This is a genomic window from Mycobacterium sp. M23085, assembly GCF_045343915.1.
Taxonomy (GTDB): domain Bacteria; phylum Actinomycetota; class Actinomycetes; order Mycobacteriales; family Mycobacteriaceae; genus Mycobacterium.
Map to the genome: position 1 here is coordinate 190,425 of NZ_CP174280.1, position 16,243 is coordinate 206,667.

General features: G+C 67.1%; 16 protein-coding genes. 9 read left to right on the forward strand and 7 right to left on the reverse strand.

The window, feature by feature from the left end:
* Positions 1-83: 83 nt before the first annotated feature.
* A complete protein-coding gene (locus ACIUM1_RS00915) occupies positions 84-1,139 on the forward strand; it encodes a DoxX family membrane protein (RefSeq protein WP_406815449.1) in 1,056 nt (351 codons plus the stop codon).
* Positions 1,140-1,173: 34 nt separating this feature from the next.
* Here the strand turns inward: ACIUM1_RS00915 and ACIUM1_RS00920 are convergent, their stop codons facing one another.
* The 5 genes from ACIUM1_RS00920 to ACIUM1_RS00940 all read right to left on the reverse strand — a co-directional run bounded on the left by ACIUM1_RS00920 (position 1,174) and on the right by ACIUM1_RS00940 (position 6,336).
* Complete coding sequence (locus tag ACIUM1_RS00920) at positions 1,174-1,752, reverse strand: zeta toxin family protein (RefSeq protein ID WP_406815450.1); 579 nt, start codon at positions 1,750-1,752, stop codon at positions 1,174-1,176.
* A 30-nt stretch (positions 1,753-1,782) separates the two neighbouring features.
* Positions 1,783-2,127: a TA system antitoxin ParD family protein gene (locus ACIUM1_RS00925; RefSeq protein WP_406817886.1), complete on the reverse strand. Its 345-nt coding sequence runs from the start codon at positions 2,125-2,127 to the stop codon at positions 1,783-1,785.
* 159 nt (positions 2,128-2,286) lie between these two features.
* On the reverse strand, positions 2,287-2,787 hold the full coding sequence (locus ACIUM1_RS00930) for a gluconokinase (RefSeq protein WP_406815451.1): 501 nt from the start codon (positions 2,785-2,787) through the stop codon (positions 2,287-2,289).
* On the reverse strand, positions 2,788-4,812 hold the full coding sequence (locus ACIUM1_RS00935; protein WP_406815452.1) for a phosphotransferase: 2,025 nt from the start codon (positions 4,810-4,812) through the stop codon (positions 2,788-2,790).
* A gap of 18 nt (positions 4,813-4,830) precedes the next feature.
* Positions 4,831-6,336: a carboxylesterase/lipase family protein gene (locus ACIUM1_RS00940; RefSeq protein ID WP_406815453.1), complete on the reverse strand. Its 1,506-nt coding sequence runs from the start codon at positions 6,334-6,336 to the stop codon at positions 4,831-4,833.
* Positions 6,337-6,415: 79 nt separating this feature from the next.
* Between ACIUM1_RS00940 and ACIUM1_RS00945 the strand changes: the two genes are divergently transcribed.
* A complete protein-coding gene (locus ACIUM1_RS00945; RefSeq protein WP_406815454.1) occupies positions 6,416-7,090 on the forward strand; it encodes a hypothetical protein in 675 nt (224 codons plus the stop codon).
* A gap of 50 nt (positions 7,091-7,140) precedes the next feature.
* Here ACIUM1_RS00945 and ACIUM1_RS00950 read toward each other — a convergent pair whose 3' ends face one another.
* The gene (locus tag ACIUM1_RS00950; protein WP_406815455.1) at positions 7,141-7,767 is read right to left on the reverse strand and encodes a hypothetical protein; all 627 of its coding nucleotides are present in this window, start codon (positions 7,765-7,767) and stop codon (positions 7,141-7,143) included.
* Positions 7,768-8,219: 452 nt separating this feature from the next.
* Here ACIUM1_RS00950 and ACIUM1_RS00955 point away from each other — a divergent pair, with 452 nt between their 5' ends.
* The 7 genes from ACIUM1_RS00955 to ACIUM1_RS00985 all read left to right on the forward strand — a co-directional run bounded on the left by ACIUM1_RS00955 (position 8,220) and on the right by ACIUM1_RS00985 (position 13,554).
* Positions 8,220-8,819, forward strand: a complete 600-nt coding sequence (locus ACIUM1_RS00955; protein ID WP_406815456.1) for a TetR/AcrR family transcriptional regulator — start codon at positions 8,220-8,222, stop codon at positions 8,817-8,819.
* Positions 8,820-9,139: 320 nt separating this feature from the next.
* Complete coding sequence (locus tag ACIUM1_RS00960) at positions 9,140-9,787, forward strand: hypothetical protein (protein WP_406817887.1); 648 nt, start codon at positions 9,140-9,142, stop codon at positions 9,785-9,787.
* A 149-nt stretch (positions 9,788-9,936) separates the two neighbouring features.
* Positions 9,937-11,466, forward strand: a complete 1,530-nt coding sequence (locus ACIUM1_RS00965) for a nitric oxide reductase activation protein NorD (protein ID WP_406815457.1) — start codon at positions 9,937-9,939, stop codon at positions 11,464-11,466.
* Positions 11,463-12,263: a CbbQ/NirQ/NorQ/GpvN family protein gene (locus ACIUM1_RS00970; protein ID WP_406815458.1), complete on the forward strand. Its 801-nt coding sequence runs from the start codon at positions 11,463-11,465 to the stop codon at positions 12,261-12,263. Before ACIUM1_RS00965 ends, ACIUM1_RS00970 begins: the two co-directional genes overlap by 4 nt.
* Before the next feature lie 15 nt (positions 12,264-12,278).
* Positions 12,279-12,407 (forward strand): hypothetical protein, encoded by a 129-nt coding sequence (locus ACIUM1_RS00975; RefSeq protein ID WP_406815459.1) that lies wholly within the window; start codon positions 12,279-12,281, stop codon positions 12,405-12,407.
* A complete protein-coding gene (locus tag ACIUM1_RS00980) occupies positions 12,404-13,099 on the forward strand; it encodes a hypothetical protein (protein ID WP_406815460.1) in 696 nt (231 codons plus the stop codon). Before ACIUM1_RS00975 ends, ACIUM1_RS00980 begins: the two co-directional genes overlap by 4 nt.
* 14 nt (positions 13,100-13,113) lie before the next feature.
* Positions 13,114-13,554, forward strand: a complete 441-nt coding sequence (locus tag ACIUM1_RS00985) for a hypothetical protein (RefSeq protein ID WP_406815461.1) — start codon at positions 13,114-13,116, stop codon at positions 13,552-13,554.
* 6 nt (positions 13,555-13,560) lie between these two features.
* Here the strand turns inward: ACIUM1_RS00985 and ACIUM1_RS00990 are convergent, their stop codons facing one another.
* The gene (locus ACIUM1_RS00990; RefSeq protein WP_406815462.1) at positions 13,561-16,206 is read right to left on the reverse strand and encodes a sugar epimerase family protein; all 2,646 of its coding nucleotides are present in this window, start codon (positions 16,204-16,206) and stop codon (positions 13,561-13,563) included.
* Between the last annotated feature and the right edge of the window lie 37 nt (positions 16,207-16,243).

The following is a 16,243-nucleotide window of genomic DNA, read 5'->3' on the forward strand; positions in this document are numbered from 1 at the left end:
GTGTACGTCTATGTCCATGCCGGTCTAGCTGGGCATATCGGCGCCACGGTTTGCTCGACAGGCAGCCGGGTAATACACCGGCCATGGTGCTCAGGAGAATCGCGCGACCCCTGTTATCAGTTGCATTCATCGGGCAAGGAGTCAACTCGCTGCTCAATCCCAAATCCGCGGCCGAGGCCGCGGCGCCGGCCGTCGACGGACTTCAGGCGTTGCCGGATGCGGTCAGCGGCAGCATTCCCAGAGACCCCGAGACGGTCGCGCAGATCACCGCGGCCGTTCAAATCGGCGGCGGCCTGCTGCTCGCCACCGGCAAACTCCCGCGGATCGCGTCGGCGGCCCTCGCGGTGACGGTGTTACCGGCCAACCTTGGCTCGCATTCGTTCTGGAACGAAAGCGACCCGGTGGCCAAAGCCCAGAAACGCCAACAATTCCTCACCGACCTGAGCTTGGTGGGCGGACTGTTGATCGCCTCCGCCGACACCGCCGGTAAGCCCTCGCTCGGGTGGCGTGGCCGGCGAGCGGCGGAACGGCTCTCTGAGCGGGTGTCCTCGGCCTTGCCCGGTTCCGACACCTCGGCCTTCGATGCCGATTTTTCCGAACTGGGTGATCGGATCGCGCACGGCTTGCAGATCGGCGCCGAACGGGGCCGCGAACTGGCCAGCACCGCGGCCGAGCGCGGCGCGCCCTACGCCGAGGCGGCACTCGAACGCGGCCGCGAACTGGCCAGCACCGCAGCGGAACGTGGCGCGCCCTACGCCGAGGCGGCACTCGAACGCGGCCGCGAACTCGCCAGCACCGCCGCCGAGCGCGGTAGGCCGCTGGCGAAGAAGGCCCGCAAGCGCGGGGAGGAATGGGCCGACGAAGCCGCCGAACGTGCCGCGTATCTGGCCGAGAAGACGCGCAAGCGCAGCGAAGAACTTGCCGACGAGGCCGCGCCGCTGGCCAAGAAGGCGCGCAAGCGCAGCGAGAAGCTGGCCAAGAAGGCGCGCAAGCGCAGTGAGAAGCTGGCCGGCACGGCGCGGGCACGCGGCGAGGAATTGGCCGAAACCGCCCGTCAGCGCGGCAGCGAACTGGCCGACACCGCGCGCGACCGTGTCGGTAGCCAAGTCGAGACCGGCCGCCGCAAGCTGCCCTGGTAGTGACGCGCGCTGCAGTCCCGTCACGGCGCGAGAGTTAGTCGGGCCAGCGGACCCGCAGCGCGTCCGGGGTCCACGCGGGCCAGCCGGGTTTTCCGACCATCAGACCCCCGCTGAGCCGCGCGACGATGCACGGGCCGCGCAGCCGGGTGTTGTCGTAGACGGTCGCGAGGTCAGCCAAGGCGATGGCGTCGGCGACCGGCGTCCAGAGTCGGCGATGGCGCCGGCGGATCTTGTCTTCCGGAACGTCGTGACCGCCGGCCTGCACGCGGTGCCGGACACGTTGCACCGCAAGGTCTTCCGGGATGAGTAGCGCGTGCAGCACGACGGTGTAGCCCGCGCGGCGCGCGGAGTGGATGAGGTCGAGCTTCGAGGGATGGGAAAACACCGTCTCGGCAATGAAGGACCGGCCTAGTTCGATCAGCTTGGCGCGGGTGTCGGCGGCGATGCGCGCGGCGTCGTAGGAGTGCGCGGCGGGATCCTGCGGCCAGCGTTGCCTCGCGATCTCGTCTGCGTTGACCACCAGGCTGCCCGGCAGCAGCGGCGCCAGGGTGAAGGCGATGAACGTCGACTTACCGGCACCGTCCGGCCCGACCACCAAGTCAAGACGATCCATCGGACCGCCGAATCGCCGGTGAACTCCGGATCAGCGCCCGCCCCCGAGCACCACCGCGGCGCCGTCCGGGCGGTGCTCGACGATCTCGCCGTCATCGTTGAGCGCGACCGTGGTGACCCCTTGCCCGGCCAGCGTGGCCCCGTAGTTGGTGCGCGCCAGGCTTTCTTCGATGGCCGCGGAGATCTCCGCGTTGAACACCACGCCCTCCTCGACGGTGAGTTCGCCGGTCGGCAACTGGCCGGCGAGCGCAGCTTCCACTCGTCGCCGCGAGGCGGTGTGCTGGCTCGACACCGCTCGCCCAACCCGCGCCCAGTGGTCGAGTTGCTGCTTGGCCGAGCGGCTCTGCCGGGCGCCCTCAGCCGCCGCGCTGTCCATCAGATCGGACGCCACCCGCGTGACCCGATCAACAGCCTCGCCCACCATGTCCTCCCGATGCAACACTTCGTGACAAGTTGTAGCACAATGCTACACGGGGGCTGGTTGTATCCGATGTCGAGGTCCCTCGCAGGTCCGGGAACGTCGAGCAATGTGGCCCTAGCGATGGTCCAGGGTCTTCACGACGGTGTCCACGATCGCGTCGACGTCGAGGCTGACGTCGATGGTCATGCCGGCCTCGTCCGGCCCGAGGGGCTCCAAGGTGTCCAGTTGCGAGCGCAGCAGCGTGACCGGCATGAAGTGGTCGGTCCGGGCCGCGAGGCGGTTGGCAATCAGCTCCGCCGAACCGGAGAGATGCAGGAACTTCACGGCCGGGCAGTGCGCGCGCAGCTGGTCGCGGTATTTCCTTTTCAGCGCCGAGCAACTGACCACGGCGCCGTCAGGGTGGGCGGCCAACCATTCGCCGACGCGCTCCAACCATGGATAGCGGTCATCGTCGTCGAGCGGTTCACCGGCCGCCATCTTGGCGACGTTGGCCGCCGGGTGCAGGGTGTCGGCGTCGACAAAGGGGACCCCCAAGCGGTGTGCGAGCGCCGCCCCCACCGTCGACTTACCCGATCCGGAGACGCCCATCACCACGATGGCGACCGATCCGCTCACTTAGATTTGTTCGCCGAGGTTGCGGTTCCATTCCAGCCAACCGACACCGCTACGCCCGTCGGCGGCGCTGATCGTGGCCCAGACACGGGGAAACTGGCTGACCCGTCCGTCCGTCGCGACCAGCCGGACCGGCGCCTGACCGCGCACATCCACCTCCGCGGTGATCTCCGCCGGCTTGAGCACCAGCGTCGCCTCAAGCGGTAACCCGTTGCCGGCGAAGGACTCTCGCGAGTCAACGCTCTGCAGCTCGGCGACCTTACCGTCGGCGCCCTGTTGGTAACCGATGCTGAACGCGGGCGCGCCGGGAATCCGGATGTTCACGCCATGCAGGTGGGTGCCGTCGTCGAGGTGCAGCGCGCTCCAGATCCAATCCATGCCCCACCAATCGCGCACACCCCAGGAGTGATCCCGTTGGCCGGGAACGGATTCCAGGCGGTAGCTGCGGTCGTCGATCGTGACGACGCCCGAGACCGTGCACGGGATTTCATATCGCGTCGTAAGCCCGTACTTGTACGGCGTGCCATCGGTGGTCCAGACCAGGTTCATGGTCATCTCGGCCGGGGTTCCCGGCTCCCCACGCAGCAACGCCGACGGATCGGCGTGGGCCTGGCCCCGCGCCCGCACGTCCACCCGATAAGCCTGCAAGGGCGCGTCGGCGGAATGGGCGAGCTCGATGTCATCGGTCTGCAGGGCCCACGGGTCCGGCGGCAGTGGCACTTGCGCGTCGAAGGCGACGGTCGGCATGTCGGGGCCACACAACAACACGTGCACCCAGGCGGTCTGCTCGTTGGCGACCCTGCCGAGCCGGAACCAGCCGCCCAATCCCTGTGCCGCGTCAGCGAAGTCGGCGTACCAGCTCTCACTCCACAGCGGTTCGGCGGTGGGATCGTGAGCGAGTTCGTCCTCGGCCGACGGTCGCAACGGCTCGGGCGCGACCGCTTCGGGCAACGTCGACAGCGCGTCCGTGTCGAGGACGTGGTCGCAGTGCCGCCGCAGCATCGTCATGAACATCTGGTCGCCCCGATCGGTGCGCTCGACCAGCATCGGCGACACCATCGCCATCATCACCCCGAAGAAGCTCTGCCGGCGCGCGCCGTCGGCGACGTCGGCCAGGCTGAGCGGCGCCTGCGGCCCCAGCGCCTCATGGTAGGCCCGCAGCAGCGCGTCGTAGTGCCGCCTGCGGTCCTCGGTGGGCAGCGCGCCACCGAGGAAGTAGGCCAGGTCGGTCAGGGCCGGACCCCAGGACACGGTCTGCCAATCGACCACCGTCAGTGCGCGATCGGCGCCGTCGGTGCCGAACAGCATATTGTCCAGCCGGTAGTCGCCGTGCACCAGACCCTGCATGCCACCCCGCCCGGACGCCTCCCCGTCCCCGCTGGTTCCCGAGGCCAGGTAGCCGTCGAACGCGGCCACCAGGCGTTCGCACACCACGCGGTGCTCCGGCGCGATCTGGTCGCCGTAGCGGTCGACGAAGCCCGCGTACAGCGGGGTGATCATGGCCTGGTTCAGCGGGGGCTCGCGGTTGAGCCACGGCGCCGCGGCCAGCGAGGTGTCGCCGAGCAGCGGCCCCTGCAGCCGTCCCAGTTCGACGATGCCGAGGCGGGCCTGTTCGACTGTGGCGCCGGCGATTTCGTCGCCGACGACGGCCGGTCCGGCATCGCCGAGCAGCAGATCGAACACGCCCGCCGAGGTGTCGACCGCCGCGTGGTAGCACGGTGCGATGGGTCCGCCCAGCCGCGGCGCGATGTCGCCGTAGAAGCGCACCTCGCGCTCGTAGAGCCCCAGCGCCAGGCCGGTCTGCCGGCTGACCGGATCGGTGGCCGCGACCTTCAGTACCACCGACTCGGGGGCCTCCGAGGGGCCTTCGGCATAACGGAGCCGAACGCGGTAGCACTCGCTCATCTGGCCGGTACCGATGCGCTCCACCGAGAAGTCCGCGATGGGTCCGGTGCCGATGACCGCGGCCAGCCAGGAGGCGGTGAGATCACCGGGTCGTTCGATGACTTGCTCGGTCTCGGCATGCATGTGGGTCAGCGTGCCAGCTCAACGCGCCAGTGAGAAGCCGTCCCAGGCCATTCGGCGATGTGGGTGTGGATCGAACTCGACGCGCGACTTGCGGTCGAAGACCATCACGGCGCGATCGTCGGCGGTGTACAGAGGCCAATCCTCCCCCGGCACCCCGGTACGGCTGAAGGCACGCCAGCGCCGCTGCACCTGGTTGCTCACCCGCAACGCGGCCCGCCGGTCGGCCGCCGCGGTCAACAGCGCGCCGAATCTGGTGCGGTAGACGTCGAAGACGGCCAGCAACTCGGTGGCATGGGTGGCTCCGAAACCCGACCAGCGCAGCGTGCGCGGAGCGTAGTCATACCGGTAGAGGTACGTCGGCGCGTGCGCACCATGCGCCTCCGCGATCTGCCAGGCGGCCGAGGCGAAGGCGAAGTCACCGCCGAGCTGGATGCACGCCGCCCGCTGCGGATAGTCGGGATAAGCGGCGGTAATGCGTTCGCGGATAGCGGGTTCTGCCTCGGCGAGCAGTTCCTCGACCATCGTCTCGTTGGTCGGCAGCATCGCCAGGAACCGGGTGAACAACCGCCCCTCTTCGGCATTGGTGCCCACGATCAGCGGGACCCGGTGGGCCTCGCCGCGCCGCATCGCTTCGACCGGATCCAGCGGCAGGATGTCGTCACCGAAGACGGGCCCAATTGGGAAGGCGCCCAGCCTGTTCCGCATGCCCTCGTCGATCAACCGGTGTTGGGTTTCCACCAAATGGGCCGCGGAGACCTGCATCAACGCGTTGGCGGCGTCCTGCCGTCGCACCCCGAGCAGGTTGGCGAAGCGGTTCGCGAACTCAGCGGCAACCTCCTTCGACCGCACCAGCCCGGATGCCGGGCTTTCCGAGATCGCCCGGGCGAAAAGGCCTTTGGCGGCGGGGACCGCCAGCAATGAGGCGGTGATGCACGCGCCGGCGCTCTCGCCGAAGATGGTGACGTTGTCCGGGTCACCGCCGAATCCCCCGATATTGACGCGAATCCACTGCAGCGCCAGCACCAGGTCGCGCAGATACAGATTGCTGTCGATGGTGATCTCCGGCGTCGACAGCGACGAGAAGTCAATGCACCCCAGCGCGCCCAGCCGGTAGTTCACCGACACGTACACGCATCCGCGGCGTGCCAGGGCAGCGCCGTCGTACAGCGGCGTCGCCGAGCTGCCCAGGAAATAGCCGCCGCCGTGGATGAACACCATGACGGGTAGTGGTCCCTCGGCCGCGCCCTCGGGCGCCACGACGTTGAGGGTGAGGCAGTCCTCGCTCATCGGTTGGTAGCGGCCGAGCCCGAGCAGGGTGTAGCGGCGCTGCTGGGGCGCGCAGTTGCCGAAGCCATGGCAGTGCCGAACCCCCGACCACGGCTGCGCGGGCTGCGGTGCCCGGAAGCGCAGATTCCCCACCGGCGGACGGGCATACGGGATCGACCGCCACCGCGTGACCCCGTCGCGGGTGAAGCCTTCGACGGTGCCGATGGCCGTGCGTGCGCGGACAGTGCGGTCATGCATAACCCGACGGTAACCGACATGACGGTGGTAACGCGCGCGCAGCGCCTTAATTGCCCGGCGCGGCGGTTAGCCTGACTGAATGCGGATTGCTGCGATGATCGCCGCGTCATTACTGGTCGCCGGGTGTTCACACGCCACGGGCGGCAATTCAGAACCCACCGGCAGCACCACCGCGACGTCGACCGGCGCCGGCATGCCGGGCAGCAAATCGCCGGGACCGGCCGCAGCACCGGCAGCCGGTGCGCCGATCTCCGAGGTCATCGCGTGGATCGAGTCCGGTCACCCCGCCGACCCTGGCCGGTTTCACACGGCTACCCGCGACGGCGCGGTCACGCCGCTGGGCAATGACATCGCACTGACGGTGATGGCGGGCAAGGTGTCCTGCATGACCGACGCCAAACACCTCGGCGGCGCGCTGGCCTGCCTGGTGAGGCTGACCAACCCGCCGCCGGCGCCCGCCACGGCCTATGGCCAATGGCAAGGCGGCTGGGTCAGCTTCGACGGGATGAACCTGCAGGTGGGAGCTGCCCGCGCCGATCCCGGTCCGTTCATCAACGGCAATGGACCGGAACTGGCGGACGGGGATTCGCTGTCGTTCGGTGACTACCGATGCCGCGCCGACCAGGCGGGTCTGTATTGCGTGAACTACGCGCACCAGTCGGCGGCCAAATTCAGCCCCGCCGGAATCGAGCCGTTCGGCTGCCTGAAGCCGGCGCCACCCCCGGACGGTGTCGGCACGGCGTTCAGCTGCTGAGGCCGGGCATGGTCGTTCCGGGCTCGCTTATCTCGTGAACGAGTTCCCGCTCAGCTGGCGGGCAGCCCCGCTTTGACCGCGGCGTCCTGCTTACGGGCGAGATCGAGCATGATGTCGGCCGGCGTGGGATTGCCGATGGCACAGTCGGATTCCAGGTCGACCATCGCCCTGCCCTCGACGAACACCGCCTCGGAGATTTCCATCGGGTTCGCCGGGTCGGATCCCTGGCCGATCACCATGAACCCGTCGGCGCCAACGTCGATGGGCTGCTGCTGACCGTTGACCTTTTTACCGACGACGTCGCGCATGTTGGCGGCGGTCTGGGTGGCCGTGGCCGCATCGGGAAAGACCGCGATCGTGTCGACGATGGTGCGCTTGCCGTCGGGGTTCTTGAAAACCTGTCCCACGCCGGTGATGCCGCTGGGGTTCTGGCTCGGCGGCCCGTCGGCAGTGGCGTTGGGGCCGACGTCGCTGGGTTTGATCAGCAGGTTGCTGTAGTCCGCCGGGGCTCCCGGTGAGGCCGGGGTGGCGCTGGTCGAGGAGCCCGGCGAGGTAGCCGACGAGGCCGAACCCGACGACTCCGTGGAGCTCTTGTTCCCGCCGCAGCCCACCACCGTCGCACCGATCAACACCGCGGCAGCCGTCAAGCCGAGCGCGGACGTCCGCACCGTATTCATAGGGTCTCCTTGTAGAAGTCAGCTATTTGTATCCCTTACCGCGGGCGCCGGCAGGGCGAACACGCCAAATTCGGCCGCCGATTCATTGTTCATCTGACAGCCCGGCCTTCGGGCATGCGGCGATATCAGTAAGGGCGGCGGCTAGCCAGGCGCTGTTTCCACATCACACCGCGCATGGTCGCCGAAAGCGGAATGTGCTCGACAGCGATGAGCTCCTGGGGCGAGCGTCATTGAATTGCTCTATTCCGATGCCGGGTTCCTCCGATTGCGCGGTCACTGCGTCAGGCACTTGCTGACTAAAGTCATCGACGACGAGCGACGCATATCCGCGATCGCGCGATCAGCCGGACAATCGTTAAGCCGTGCAAGCCTTTTTGACCGCGGCACGGCATAATTGGTTCAGTAAGCCGCGAAGCCTTGACATGAGTCGGGTCAACCGTGAGGAAAAAGTAATGGCTGTGACGGACCGGCTGTCGGCGCGAGAGGCCAAGCGTCTGCAGACCCGGGAGCGCTTGATGGGCGCGGCGATCGCGGAGTTCGCCCGCGCCGGCATGGCCGAGGCCGACGTCAGTGCCATCGTGGCCGCCGCGGGAGTCGCCCACGGCACCTTCTTCTTCCACTTCCCCACCAAGGAGCATGTGCTGCTGGAGCTGGAGCGCCGCGAAGAGGCCCGGATAGCCAAGCAGTTCGCTCAATTCCTCAAGTCCAAGCACGGTCTTGATTCCGCATTGCATGAGGCGGTCCGCTTGGTGGTCGGATTGGAACGCCGGCTGGGCGACCTGCTCTTCAATGACTTTCTCGCGCTACACTTCTCCCAAACCCGTCCGCAGACCGAAGACGGCCGCGATCACCCGTTGATCGTTTTGGTCGCCCGGGAGATCGAGCAGGCCCAACAACGCGGCGAGACGGACCAAGACGTCAATCCCATGAACAGCGCGGTGTTCTTCTTGCTGGGCCTCTATGCCCTGCTGATCACTACCAACCACTGGCCGACCGGGCACACGCTGCTGGAGGACTACGTCGCCAGGACATTGCGCAGCCTAAAGCCCTGAGCGATTGGCAAGCTGACTCTTATCAGTATTTGCAGCGCGGCAGCACGGCCTCAGCCATCCCGTATAGAAGCCAATCATGCCGTTATGCAGTTTCATACCAGAACAAGCGACGTCGAACGCTGGAGCCCTGCGCTCATCGTGCTACGACAGCGTTTCCATCTTCTGCTGACTTAAGTCAGCCTGTTATAGTGCACAAGCCGATCCGACCTAGGGAGGGGTTTGTGAATCTGCCGAAGCTGCGCCAGCGCACCGCCGGCAGCGCGAGCACCGTCGCAAACTCCAGCGGCGCCGCGCAGGCAAGTTTGACCATCGACGAGCACATGGAACGCTCGCAACTCGCGCAGCGCCAGGCTGACAAGTGGCTCATCTCGGGCAGTCTGCTGATCGGCACTGCGGCGCTCGGCATCTTCGGCTTGCCGCTGTTTCTCTGGGGGGTGCGGTTGCTGCGCCGGGCTCAACGCGACGGCCTGTCGGTTCGGCCGATGCTGGTCACGTTGCTGGGCTATCTCGTCATCATCGACGCCGCGATCAACACCGTCGGATGGGCGCTCGACCTGGTGGCGAACCACACGCTGCTGGCCCGCGTGCTGCTCAACGGGTGGGGCAACATGTTCGATGCCGGGTACTTCTGGCACTACAACGAGCTGTGGGTCGGCGGCGCGGCGGGCCCGGGCGAAAAAGCCATGGAAGTCGGCCTTATTCTCACCGTCTTCACCATGCGCATCGCCGCGGCCATCGGTTTTTTGCAGATGAAACGGTGGGGCCATCAGTGGATGGTCATCACCTGTTGGATGGGCGTCGTCATCTGGATCACCTACGTCTTCAACATGACGATGTTCGCCGATGTGCGCTTCGCCGGAGTCGTGCTGCCGGTCGTCGGTTGGTGGCTCTACGACATCTTCTACATCACCCCGTTCCTGGCCATTCCCTATCTGCACACCGTCAACCGCGAACTGTTCTCCGACTGAAGTACGCGAGTTGCAATCCCTTACGACACAGAGGAAGTCATATCGTGGGTTATTTGTGGGAGATCCTTCGCTATGTCGCCGCGTGGGGCGGCACCGGCCTGATCATCTGGTTCTGGTACTGGCTGTTCTCTAACATCGGCACGTTCTGAATGGCCGAGCATTCCTATCCCCGTGCGATGGAGCTTGAACGCTGTTGCGCCGTGACGGCGGTGGCGCTCAGCGAGCACCGCCGTCACGGCGTCCGGCTCGTCACCGGCGAACGGCGGACCTTCGGGCTCAACGCCACGCTCACCTTTGTCCATGTCCCCTATCCCGCGGCACCGGACTGGACGCGCCGGACCCTGACTTGCGGTGTGGCCCTGCAATGTTCGCCGTCGAAGGACCGCGTCACCGCATATCGCCTCAACGAGCTGACGGCGCGCCAGCTGCGCGCGCTCACGCTCGTCGAAGCTGGCGTCGCCATGGGTTGGATAGCGTCGCGGTGGCCGGGCCTGCTGCCCGACGTCCAGCGGTTACTCCCCGACCTGCGCGCGCTCGCCGGCGACATGGATGCCGCCGAGATGCTCGACCGGGCAATCGCTTTGGCGGCCGCCGGCCAGGAGCTGACGATTCATCCGTTGCTGGGCAGCTTGCCGCTGGCCTACACGGTACCGCAAGGGTTGACCGACAAGTTGCGGCGCAGCTTCGGCCGGATGCCCTGGACGACAACGCAGAAGCGCATCCCCCGGCCTTACTCGGTTCCCGTCGGAGGCGATGGCGGGGTCCGCAATCCCAACCTGCCACCACCGAGCCGGCCGCAGGACAACGACCTCGACGTCACACCGGAACACCGGCCCGGCATCCCCTATCCCGAATGGAACATGTGGACGCAGCGATTCATGCGAGACCACGTCGCCGTCGTCGAGCATGCCGACGGCGGGTCCACCCTCCATCCGGTACCGGTGGCCATCGACGTGCGCAAGTGGTTCGAGGAACATACGCACCGTGCGATGACCAACCGCCTTGAGGACGGCTCGGACCTGGACGTCGACCAATACGTCAACCACTACATCGACCTCTTTACCGGCGAAGCCAATGAGCCGAGGCTCTTTCGCGAGCTGCGGCCCAGCAGCCGGGATGTGACCACGGCGTTGCTGCTCGACGGCAGTTCGTCGTTGGGCGTGCACGGCGGTCGAGTTTTCCAGCTCGAATTGGCCTGTGCTGACGCGCTTTCGCGTGCCATGACACTGGCGCGCGAGCCCCACGGTGTTTTCGTGTTCACCGGCAACACCCGCCATCGCGTCGAGGTGCGATGCCTGAAGGACTTCGAGGACCGCCGCTTCGTGCCGCCCAGCGGGCTGGGCCTATCGACCCGGGGTTACACCAGACTCGGGGCGCCGCTTCGCCATCTGACAAGCCGGCTGCTGGCGCGGTCCTCGGAGCGACGCCTGCTGATCGTCATCGGCGACGGGCTGATCTCCGACGAGGGCTACGAGGGACGCTACGCCTGGGCCGACGCGGCGCACGCCGGCGAGGAGGCCAACGACGCGGGCGTCTCGATGTACTACGTCGGCGTGGGGCCGACCCGGGTCGATCCCCTGCCCGAGGTGTTCGGTCCCCGTCGTTCGCAACGTATCCGCCGCATCGAGGAACTCCCGCGAGTGCTGGCTCATGTCCATCGTGAATTGGTCGCCGCATGACCACCGAGGCATATTTTGTCAACGGCAACGAAGTCCGGCTGTTCGAACAGGCGTTTCACCAACGTATTCCGGTGATGTTGACCGGTCCGACCGGATGCGGTAAGACCCGGTTCGTCGAACACATGGGCTCACTGCTGCAACGGCCCGTGGTCACCATCAGCTGCCACGACGATCTCACCAGCTCCGATCTGGTCGGCCGCTTCATGGTGACCGGTGGAGACGTGGTGTGGACCGACGGCCCGCTGACCCGGGCGGTCAAGGCCGGCGCGATCTGCTACCTCGACGAGGTCGTCGAGGCCCGACACGACTCGCTAGCGATCCTGCATTCGCTCACCGACCACCGACGCTCGCTCTACCTCGACCGGGCAGGCGAGGTGGTGAAGGCGCCGCAGGAGTTCATGCTGGTGTGTTCGTACAACCCGGCCTACCGCAGCTCGCTCAAGGAGCTCAAACCCTCGTTCCGACAGCGGTTCGCCACGCTGGCGATGCACTATTTGCCCCCCGAGCGCGAGGCGGAGGTAATCGTCGCGGAATCCGGAATTCCCCTTGCCACGGCACAGCGGCTGGTCGGATGCGCGGTCGCAATCCGCACCGCCGACGAGGCCTTCCACTTCGAGCCGCCGTCTACCAGGGTGCTGGTCACCGCCGCCCAGCTGATCGCCGCTGGCGCAACGGAATTCGATGCGGCCGACGCGTGCATTCTCGCACCGCTGAGCACCGACGGCGCCGTCACCGACGGCCTACGTGAAGTCGCGGCGGCCAGCCTGGCCCCACGAATGCCTGAAAGCAGTCGTTAGAAAGGAGCAGTAGGCATGGACCGCCAAGAGCAGAAGCGCAAGAGGGCGCTAATCGTCTTCCAGATCTTCATCTACGGCTACCTGCTGGTGATGTTCGGCGTACAGCTGTACATGTCGTTCGCCCGAGGGTGGTGGGATCTATGAGTCTGTCTGCTGCGCAGGCGAATTCGATCGGCCTTGAGGATCACCACGAGGAGTCGCGACTGGCTCAGCGCCGCGCCGATAAGTGGATGATCGTCGGCGCCGCGCTGATGGGCATGTGGGCGCCCGGCCTGATCGGATTTCCCATATTCATGCGCGGGGTGTGGCTGCAGCGCCAGGCCCTGCGGGCCGGCTTGTCGGTCCGGCCCATGATCGTCACGCTGATCGGTTACCTGGTGCTGATCGATGGGATGCTTAACAGCCTCGGCTGGGCTTTGGACCTGGTGGCCAACCATACGTTGATCAACCGCGTGCTGATGGTCGGGTGGGGCAACATGTTCGACGCCGGGTATTTCTGGCATTACAACGAGCTGTGGGTCGGGGGCGCCGCGGGACCGGGCGAGAAAGCCTATGTCGCCGGCCTGATTCTGACGGTCTTCTCGATGCGGGTGGCGGCGGCGATCGGCTTCTTACAGATGAAGCGCTGGGGCCACCAGTGGATGGTCGTCACGTGCTGGATGGGCGTGGTGATCTGGTCGGCCTACGTGTTCAACATGACCATGTTCGCCGACGTGCGCTACGCCGGTGTGGTCTTCCCGGTCATCGGCTGGTGGCTCTACGACATCTTCTACATCACTCCGTTCCTCGCCATCCCCTACCTGCACACCGTCAATCGCGAAATCTTCTCCGACTAGCAAGGAGCAGCGCAATGACCAACCCAGCTGAACCGTCGACCATCGAAGATAACGGCCCGAGCACCGGTCTCGAGCCGGGGACGACGCCGTACTACGCGCGGATGCACAGATGGATCAAGCGCGCCGTGTTGGTGTGCCTGGTGGCGCTGGTGATCGAAGGTGCCTTCACATTGCCGTTCATGGCCGTCTACTACGGATACCCGACCCTGAGCCTCACCCAGATCTGCAGTGAGCTGCTCAAGATTCGGTACTCCAACGACATGCTGGAGTGCAAATACCCCTATCCACCGTTCGGGCCGCCCGAGGGCGCCGAGGGCAAGGCGACCGCGCAGGACGTGTGGGGCATCCAGCCGATACCGAAGTACCACCGGCTGGGGTTCCGCGAACTCGTCAGGATCCACAACGACAGGCTGGCCCGCCAAGCGGCCCAACAGCGGGCGGCGTCCCACCCATGACAGGGGCTAGGCGCTGCGGCCACCGGCCCGGGACGAGGGCTGATCCTCGGAAGCCAGTTCCAGCACGCTGATTTCGCCCGTGCTGCCGTCGACCTCGACCAGCGCGCCCGGCGGCAACGCCTGCGTGGCACCCCGCACGTCGACCACACAGGGAAAGCCGAATTCACGGGCGACCACGGCGGCGTGCGACATCGGGCCACCCAATTCGGTCACCACCGCCGCGGCATAACAGAACGCGGCGGTATAGCCGACGTCGGTGACCTCCGCCACCAGGATCTCACCGGGCTGTAGGTCGTCGATGGTGTCAGGTCGCACGATGCGCACCCGACCGCGAACCCGTCCGCCGCAGACCCCCACCCCGCGCAGGGTGCCCCCACCGGCCAGCGCCGGCACGGTGGTGACGGATGGCTGCCAGCTTCCGCTGAATACCGTCGGCGGCACGACGCCGACCAGCCTGCGCTGTTCGGCGCGGCGCCGCGCTACCAATCCTGCGACGTCTGGGGGCAGCGGGTCGAGTTCGTCGACCAGGAGATAGAACACGTCGTCGGCCGTGGTGAAGACCCCGGCATCGGTCAAGCGGCGGCCGTACTCGCGCAGCAGTGTGCGCAACACCCAGTTGGCCCGCACGACCTTGTCTCGGCGGACTTCGCGGTCGCGCAGTTGCTGCGTGGCCAGAGCCGCAATGGGCTTGGCGTGCAGTGGAATCCGGGTCCGCTGCGGCGGCGGCGCGGACGGGGCGCTCATCGCCCGGGTCACCATCCGGACGAGTAGCTCAGGGTCGTCGGCGTAGCTGGATGACATCATCTCCAGCTCGGCCGGACCGCGGTGTCCGATCAGCGCCAGCTCGGCCAGCAGCGCCGCATGGAATTCCGGTGTCTCGACGGCCAGCTTGTCCAGCCGATCCCCCGGCTCGGCCAGCAGCGCCATTACTTTCGGATCACGCTGTGCGGCAATCACCAACCGCTGCATCGCCTCGACAGAGCGCGCGCTGACCAATTCCGGCCCGCCGGGCGCGGCGACTTCTCGCCCGCACAACCCGCGCAACAGCACGTTGAACGCCGCGCATAACAGGAACGAGCCCGCGGCCAGCACCCAGCCGTGCACCACCTGATCACGCGCCAACGAGATCAGGCTCAGCAGCCGACGATCGTCGAGCCGAGTGAGGTCGCCGTCGGACAAGCGTTCCAGGCGATCGACGTCGGCAACGAACTCGCGGGTGTCCAGGGATGCGCCGGCGGACAGACCGATCAGGTTGGCGCCGAACACCCCGATGTTGCGGACGGTCCGCAGTTGCTTGCGGACTCGGCTGGTGTCGGAGTGCGGACGTTCCTCGCCGAAGATCGGCAGTGCGGCCATACTCGGACCGAAGAACCCGCTGTTGCTCACCACCGTCGCCGGCTTGACGAACGGTACGGTTTCGGCCATGAAATGCGCGGTCGTGATGGCGCCGTACAGCCGGTGGCCGAACACCGCGACCATTCGCATGGCGATTTCGCGCTGGATTATTCCCCCGGGCCGCAGCCGCTCGGCTACGCACACGGCGCTGGCTCGCAGTCCGCGAACCGTCGCCGAGGCCGACGCCGGCGAAAACGGGCCGGGTAGCGCCTCCGACAAGTTAGTGGCCAGGAACGTGGGAAAGCGCGGATCGATCGGTGTGTCGAATTCGCCGTTAAGTCCTTCTGGCCCTGCGGGTCTGGGCAACACATCGTCGGCGGCGGCGTCGACGGCAGGCAGGTCCTGGATTGTGGCCAGCCGCCAGGGCACCGAGATCACCCGCTTCCCCAGGGCCACGCGGCCACGCACCGCCAGGGCCAGGTCCTCGATCGCCTCGTCGGCTTGCCATGCGGGCTCGAATGCCCAGACATCGCGTAATCGCGCGGTGTCCAGTAACGGCGCGGTTCGGATGAGCTCCAGTTCGGCCGCCGCGCCTGGTCCCGACGGTGCGGCGAACGGCACGATCCGGCGCCGCAGGACGGCGGCGATCTGACGAAACGTCGTCGTCGCCGAAGCCGCGAGATTGACTGGGCCGGTGACCGTTGCGGGATCCACGACGGCACGCAGTAGGGCGCGCAGCGCATCGTCGAGGTGGATGACTTGCAGCGGCCGATCGTCGGCGCCACGGGGGAAGGCCGGCGCCGCCAACACCCGGCGCACCCAGTTGTCCACGCCGCGACCGACGACCAGCGCCGAGCGGATCACCACCGACTCGACGTCCGCGGCGGCCAGCATGTCCTCGACGCGGGCCGCGTGCAGACCCCCAACCGAAACGGGGGCCACCGCGTCGCTTTCGGACCGCGTGGTGTCTCCGCCGCCGTATACGTGCGCGGACGACGGAAAGACGATTCGGGCGGCGCCCGAATCTGCCGTGGCCGCAAGGACGTTGGCCGTCCCGTCGAGGTTGACCTGGGAGCTGATCCGGCCGTCCCGACCGGTTGCCCGCACCCACGCGCAATGTGCGACAACATCGGCGCCGGCCAGGGCGCGCGTGACCGCAGCTGCGTCACGGATGTCGGCGGCGACGAAGTCCGCCGCGCTCGCCCAGCTGTCGGGCCGATGGCGCGCGAGGCCGACGACATCGTGGCCCGCGCTGAGCAGCCGGGCTGCCAGGCCGCGCCCGAGCACACCGCTGGCCCCGGTGACCGCGATTCTCACAAAGAGTCCTCACTCAATTGCGCCGCTCCTCCTCATC

Excerpts from the sequence above, each read along its gene's own strand:
- ACIUM1_RS00915 (WP_406815449.1), top strand. The coding sequence starts at position 84 with ATGGTGCTCAGGAGAATCGCGCGACCCCTGTTATCAGTTGCATTCATC.
- ACIUM1_RS00920 (WP_406815450.1), bottom strand. The coding sequence starts at position 1,752 with ATGGATCGTCTTGACTTGGTGGTCGGGCCGGACGGTGCCGGTAAGTCG.
- ACIUM1_RS00925 (WP_406817886.1), bottom strand. The coding sequence starts at position 2,127 with ATGGACAGCGCGGCGGCTGAGGGCGCCCGGCAGAGCCGCTCGGCCAAG.
- ACIUM1_RS00935 (WP_406815452.1), bottom strand. The coding sequence starts at position 4,812 with ATGCATGCCGAGACCGAGCAAGTCATCGAACGACCCGGTGATCTCACC.
- ACIUM1_RS00940 (WP_406815453.1), bottom strand. The coding sequence starts at position 6,336 with ATGCATGACCGCACTGTCCGCGCACGCACGGCCATCGGCACCGTCGAA.
- ACIUM1_RS00945 (WP_406815454.1), top strand. The coding sequence starts at position 6,416 with ATGCGGATTGCTGCGATGATCGCCGCGTCATTACTGGTCGCCGGGTGT.
- ACIUM1_RS00950 (WP_406815455.1), bottom strand. The coding sequence starts at position 7,767 with ATGAATACGGTGCGGACGTCCGCGCTCGGCTTGACGGCTGCCGCGGTG.
- ACIUM1_RS00955 (WP_406815456.1), top strand. The coding sequence starts at position 8,220 with ATGGCTGTGACGGACCGGCTGTCGGCGCGAGAGGCCAAGCGTCTGCAG.
- ACIUM1_RS00960 (WP_406817887.1), top strand. The coding sequence starts at position 9,140 with ATGGAACGCTCGCAACTCGCGCAGCGCCAGGCTGACAAGTGGCTCATC.
- ACIUM1_RS00965 (WP_406815457.1), top strand. The coding sequence starts at position 9,937 with ATGGCCGAGCATTCCTATCCCCGTGCGATGGAGCTTGAACGCTGTTGC.
- ACIUM1_RS00970 (WP_406815458.1), top strand. The coding sequence starts at position 11,463 with ATGACCACCGAGGCATATTTTGTCAACGGCAACGAAGTCCGGCTGTTC.
- ACIUM1_RS00975 (WP_406815459.1), top strand. The coding sequence starts at position 12,279 with ATGGACCGCCAAGAGCAGAAGCGCAAGAGGGCGCTAATCGTCTTCCAG.
- ACIUM1_RS00980 (WP_406815460.1), top strand. The coding sequence starts at position 12,404 with ATGAGTCTGTCTGCTGCGCAGGCGAATTCGATCGGCCTTGAGGATCAC.
- ACIUM1_RS00985 (WP_406815461.1), top strand. The coding sequence starts at position 13,114 with ATGACCAACCCAGCTGAACCGTCGACCATCGAAGATAACGGCCCGAGC.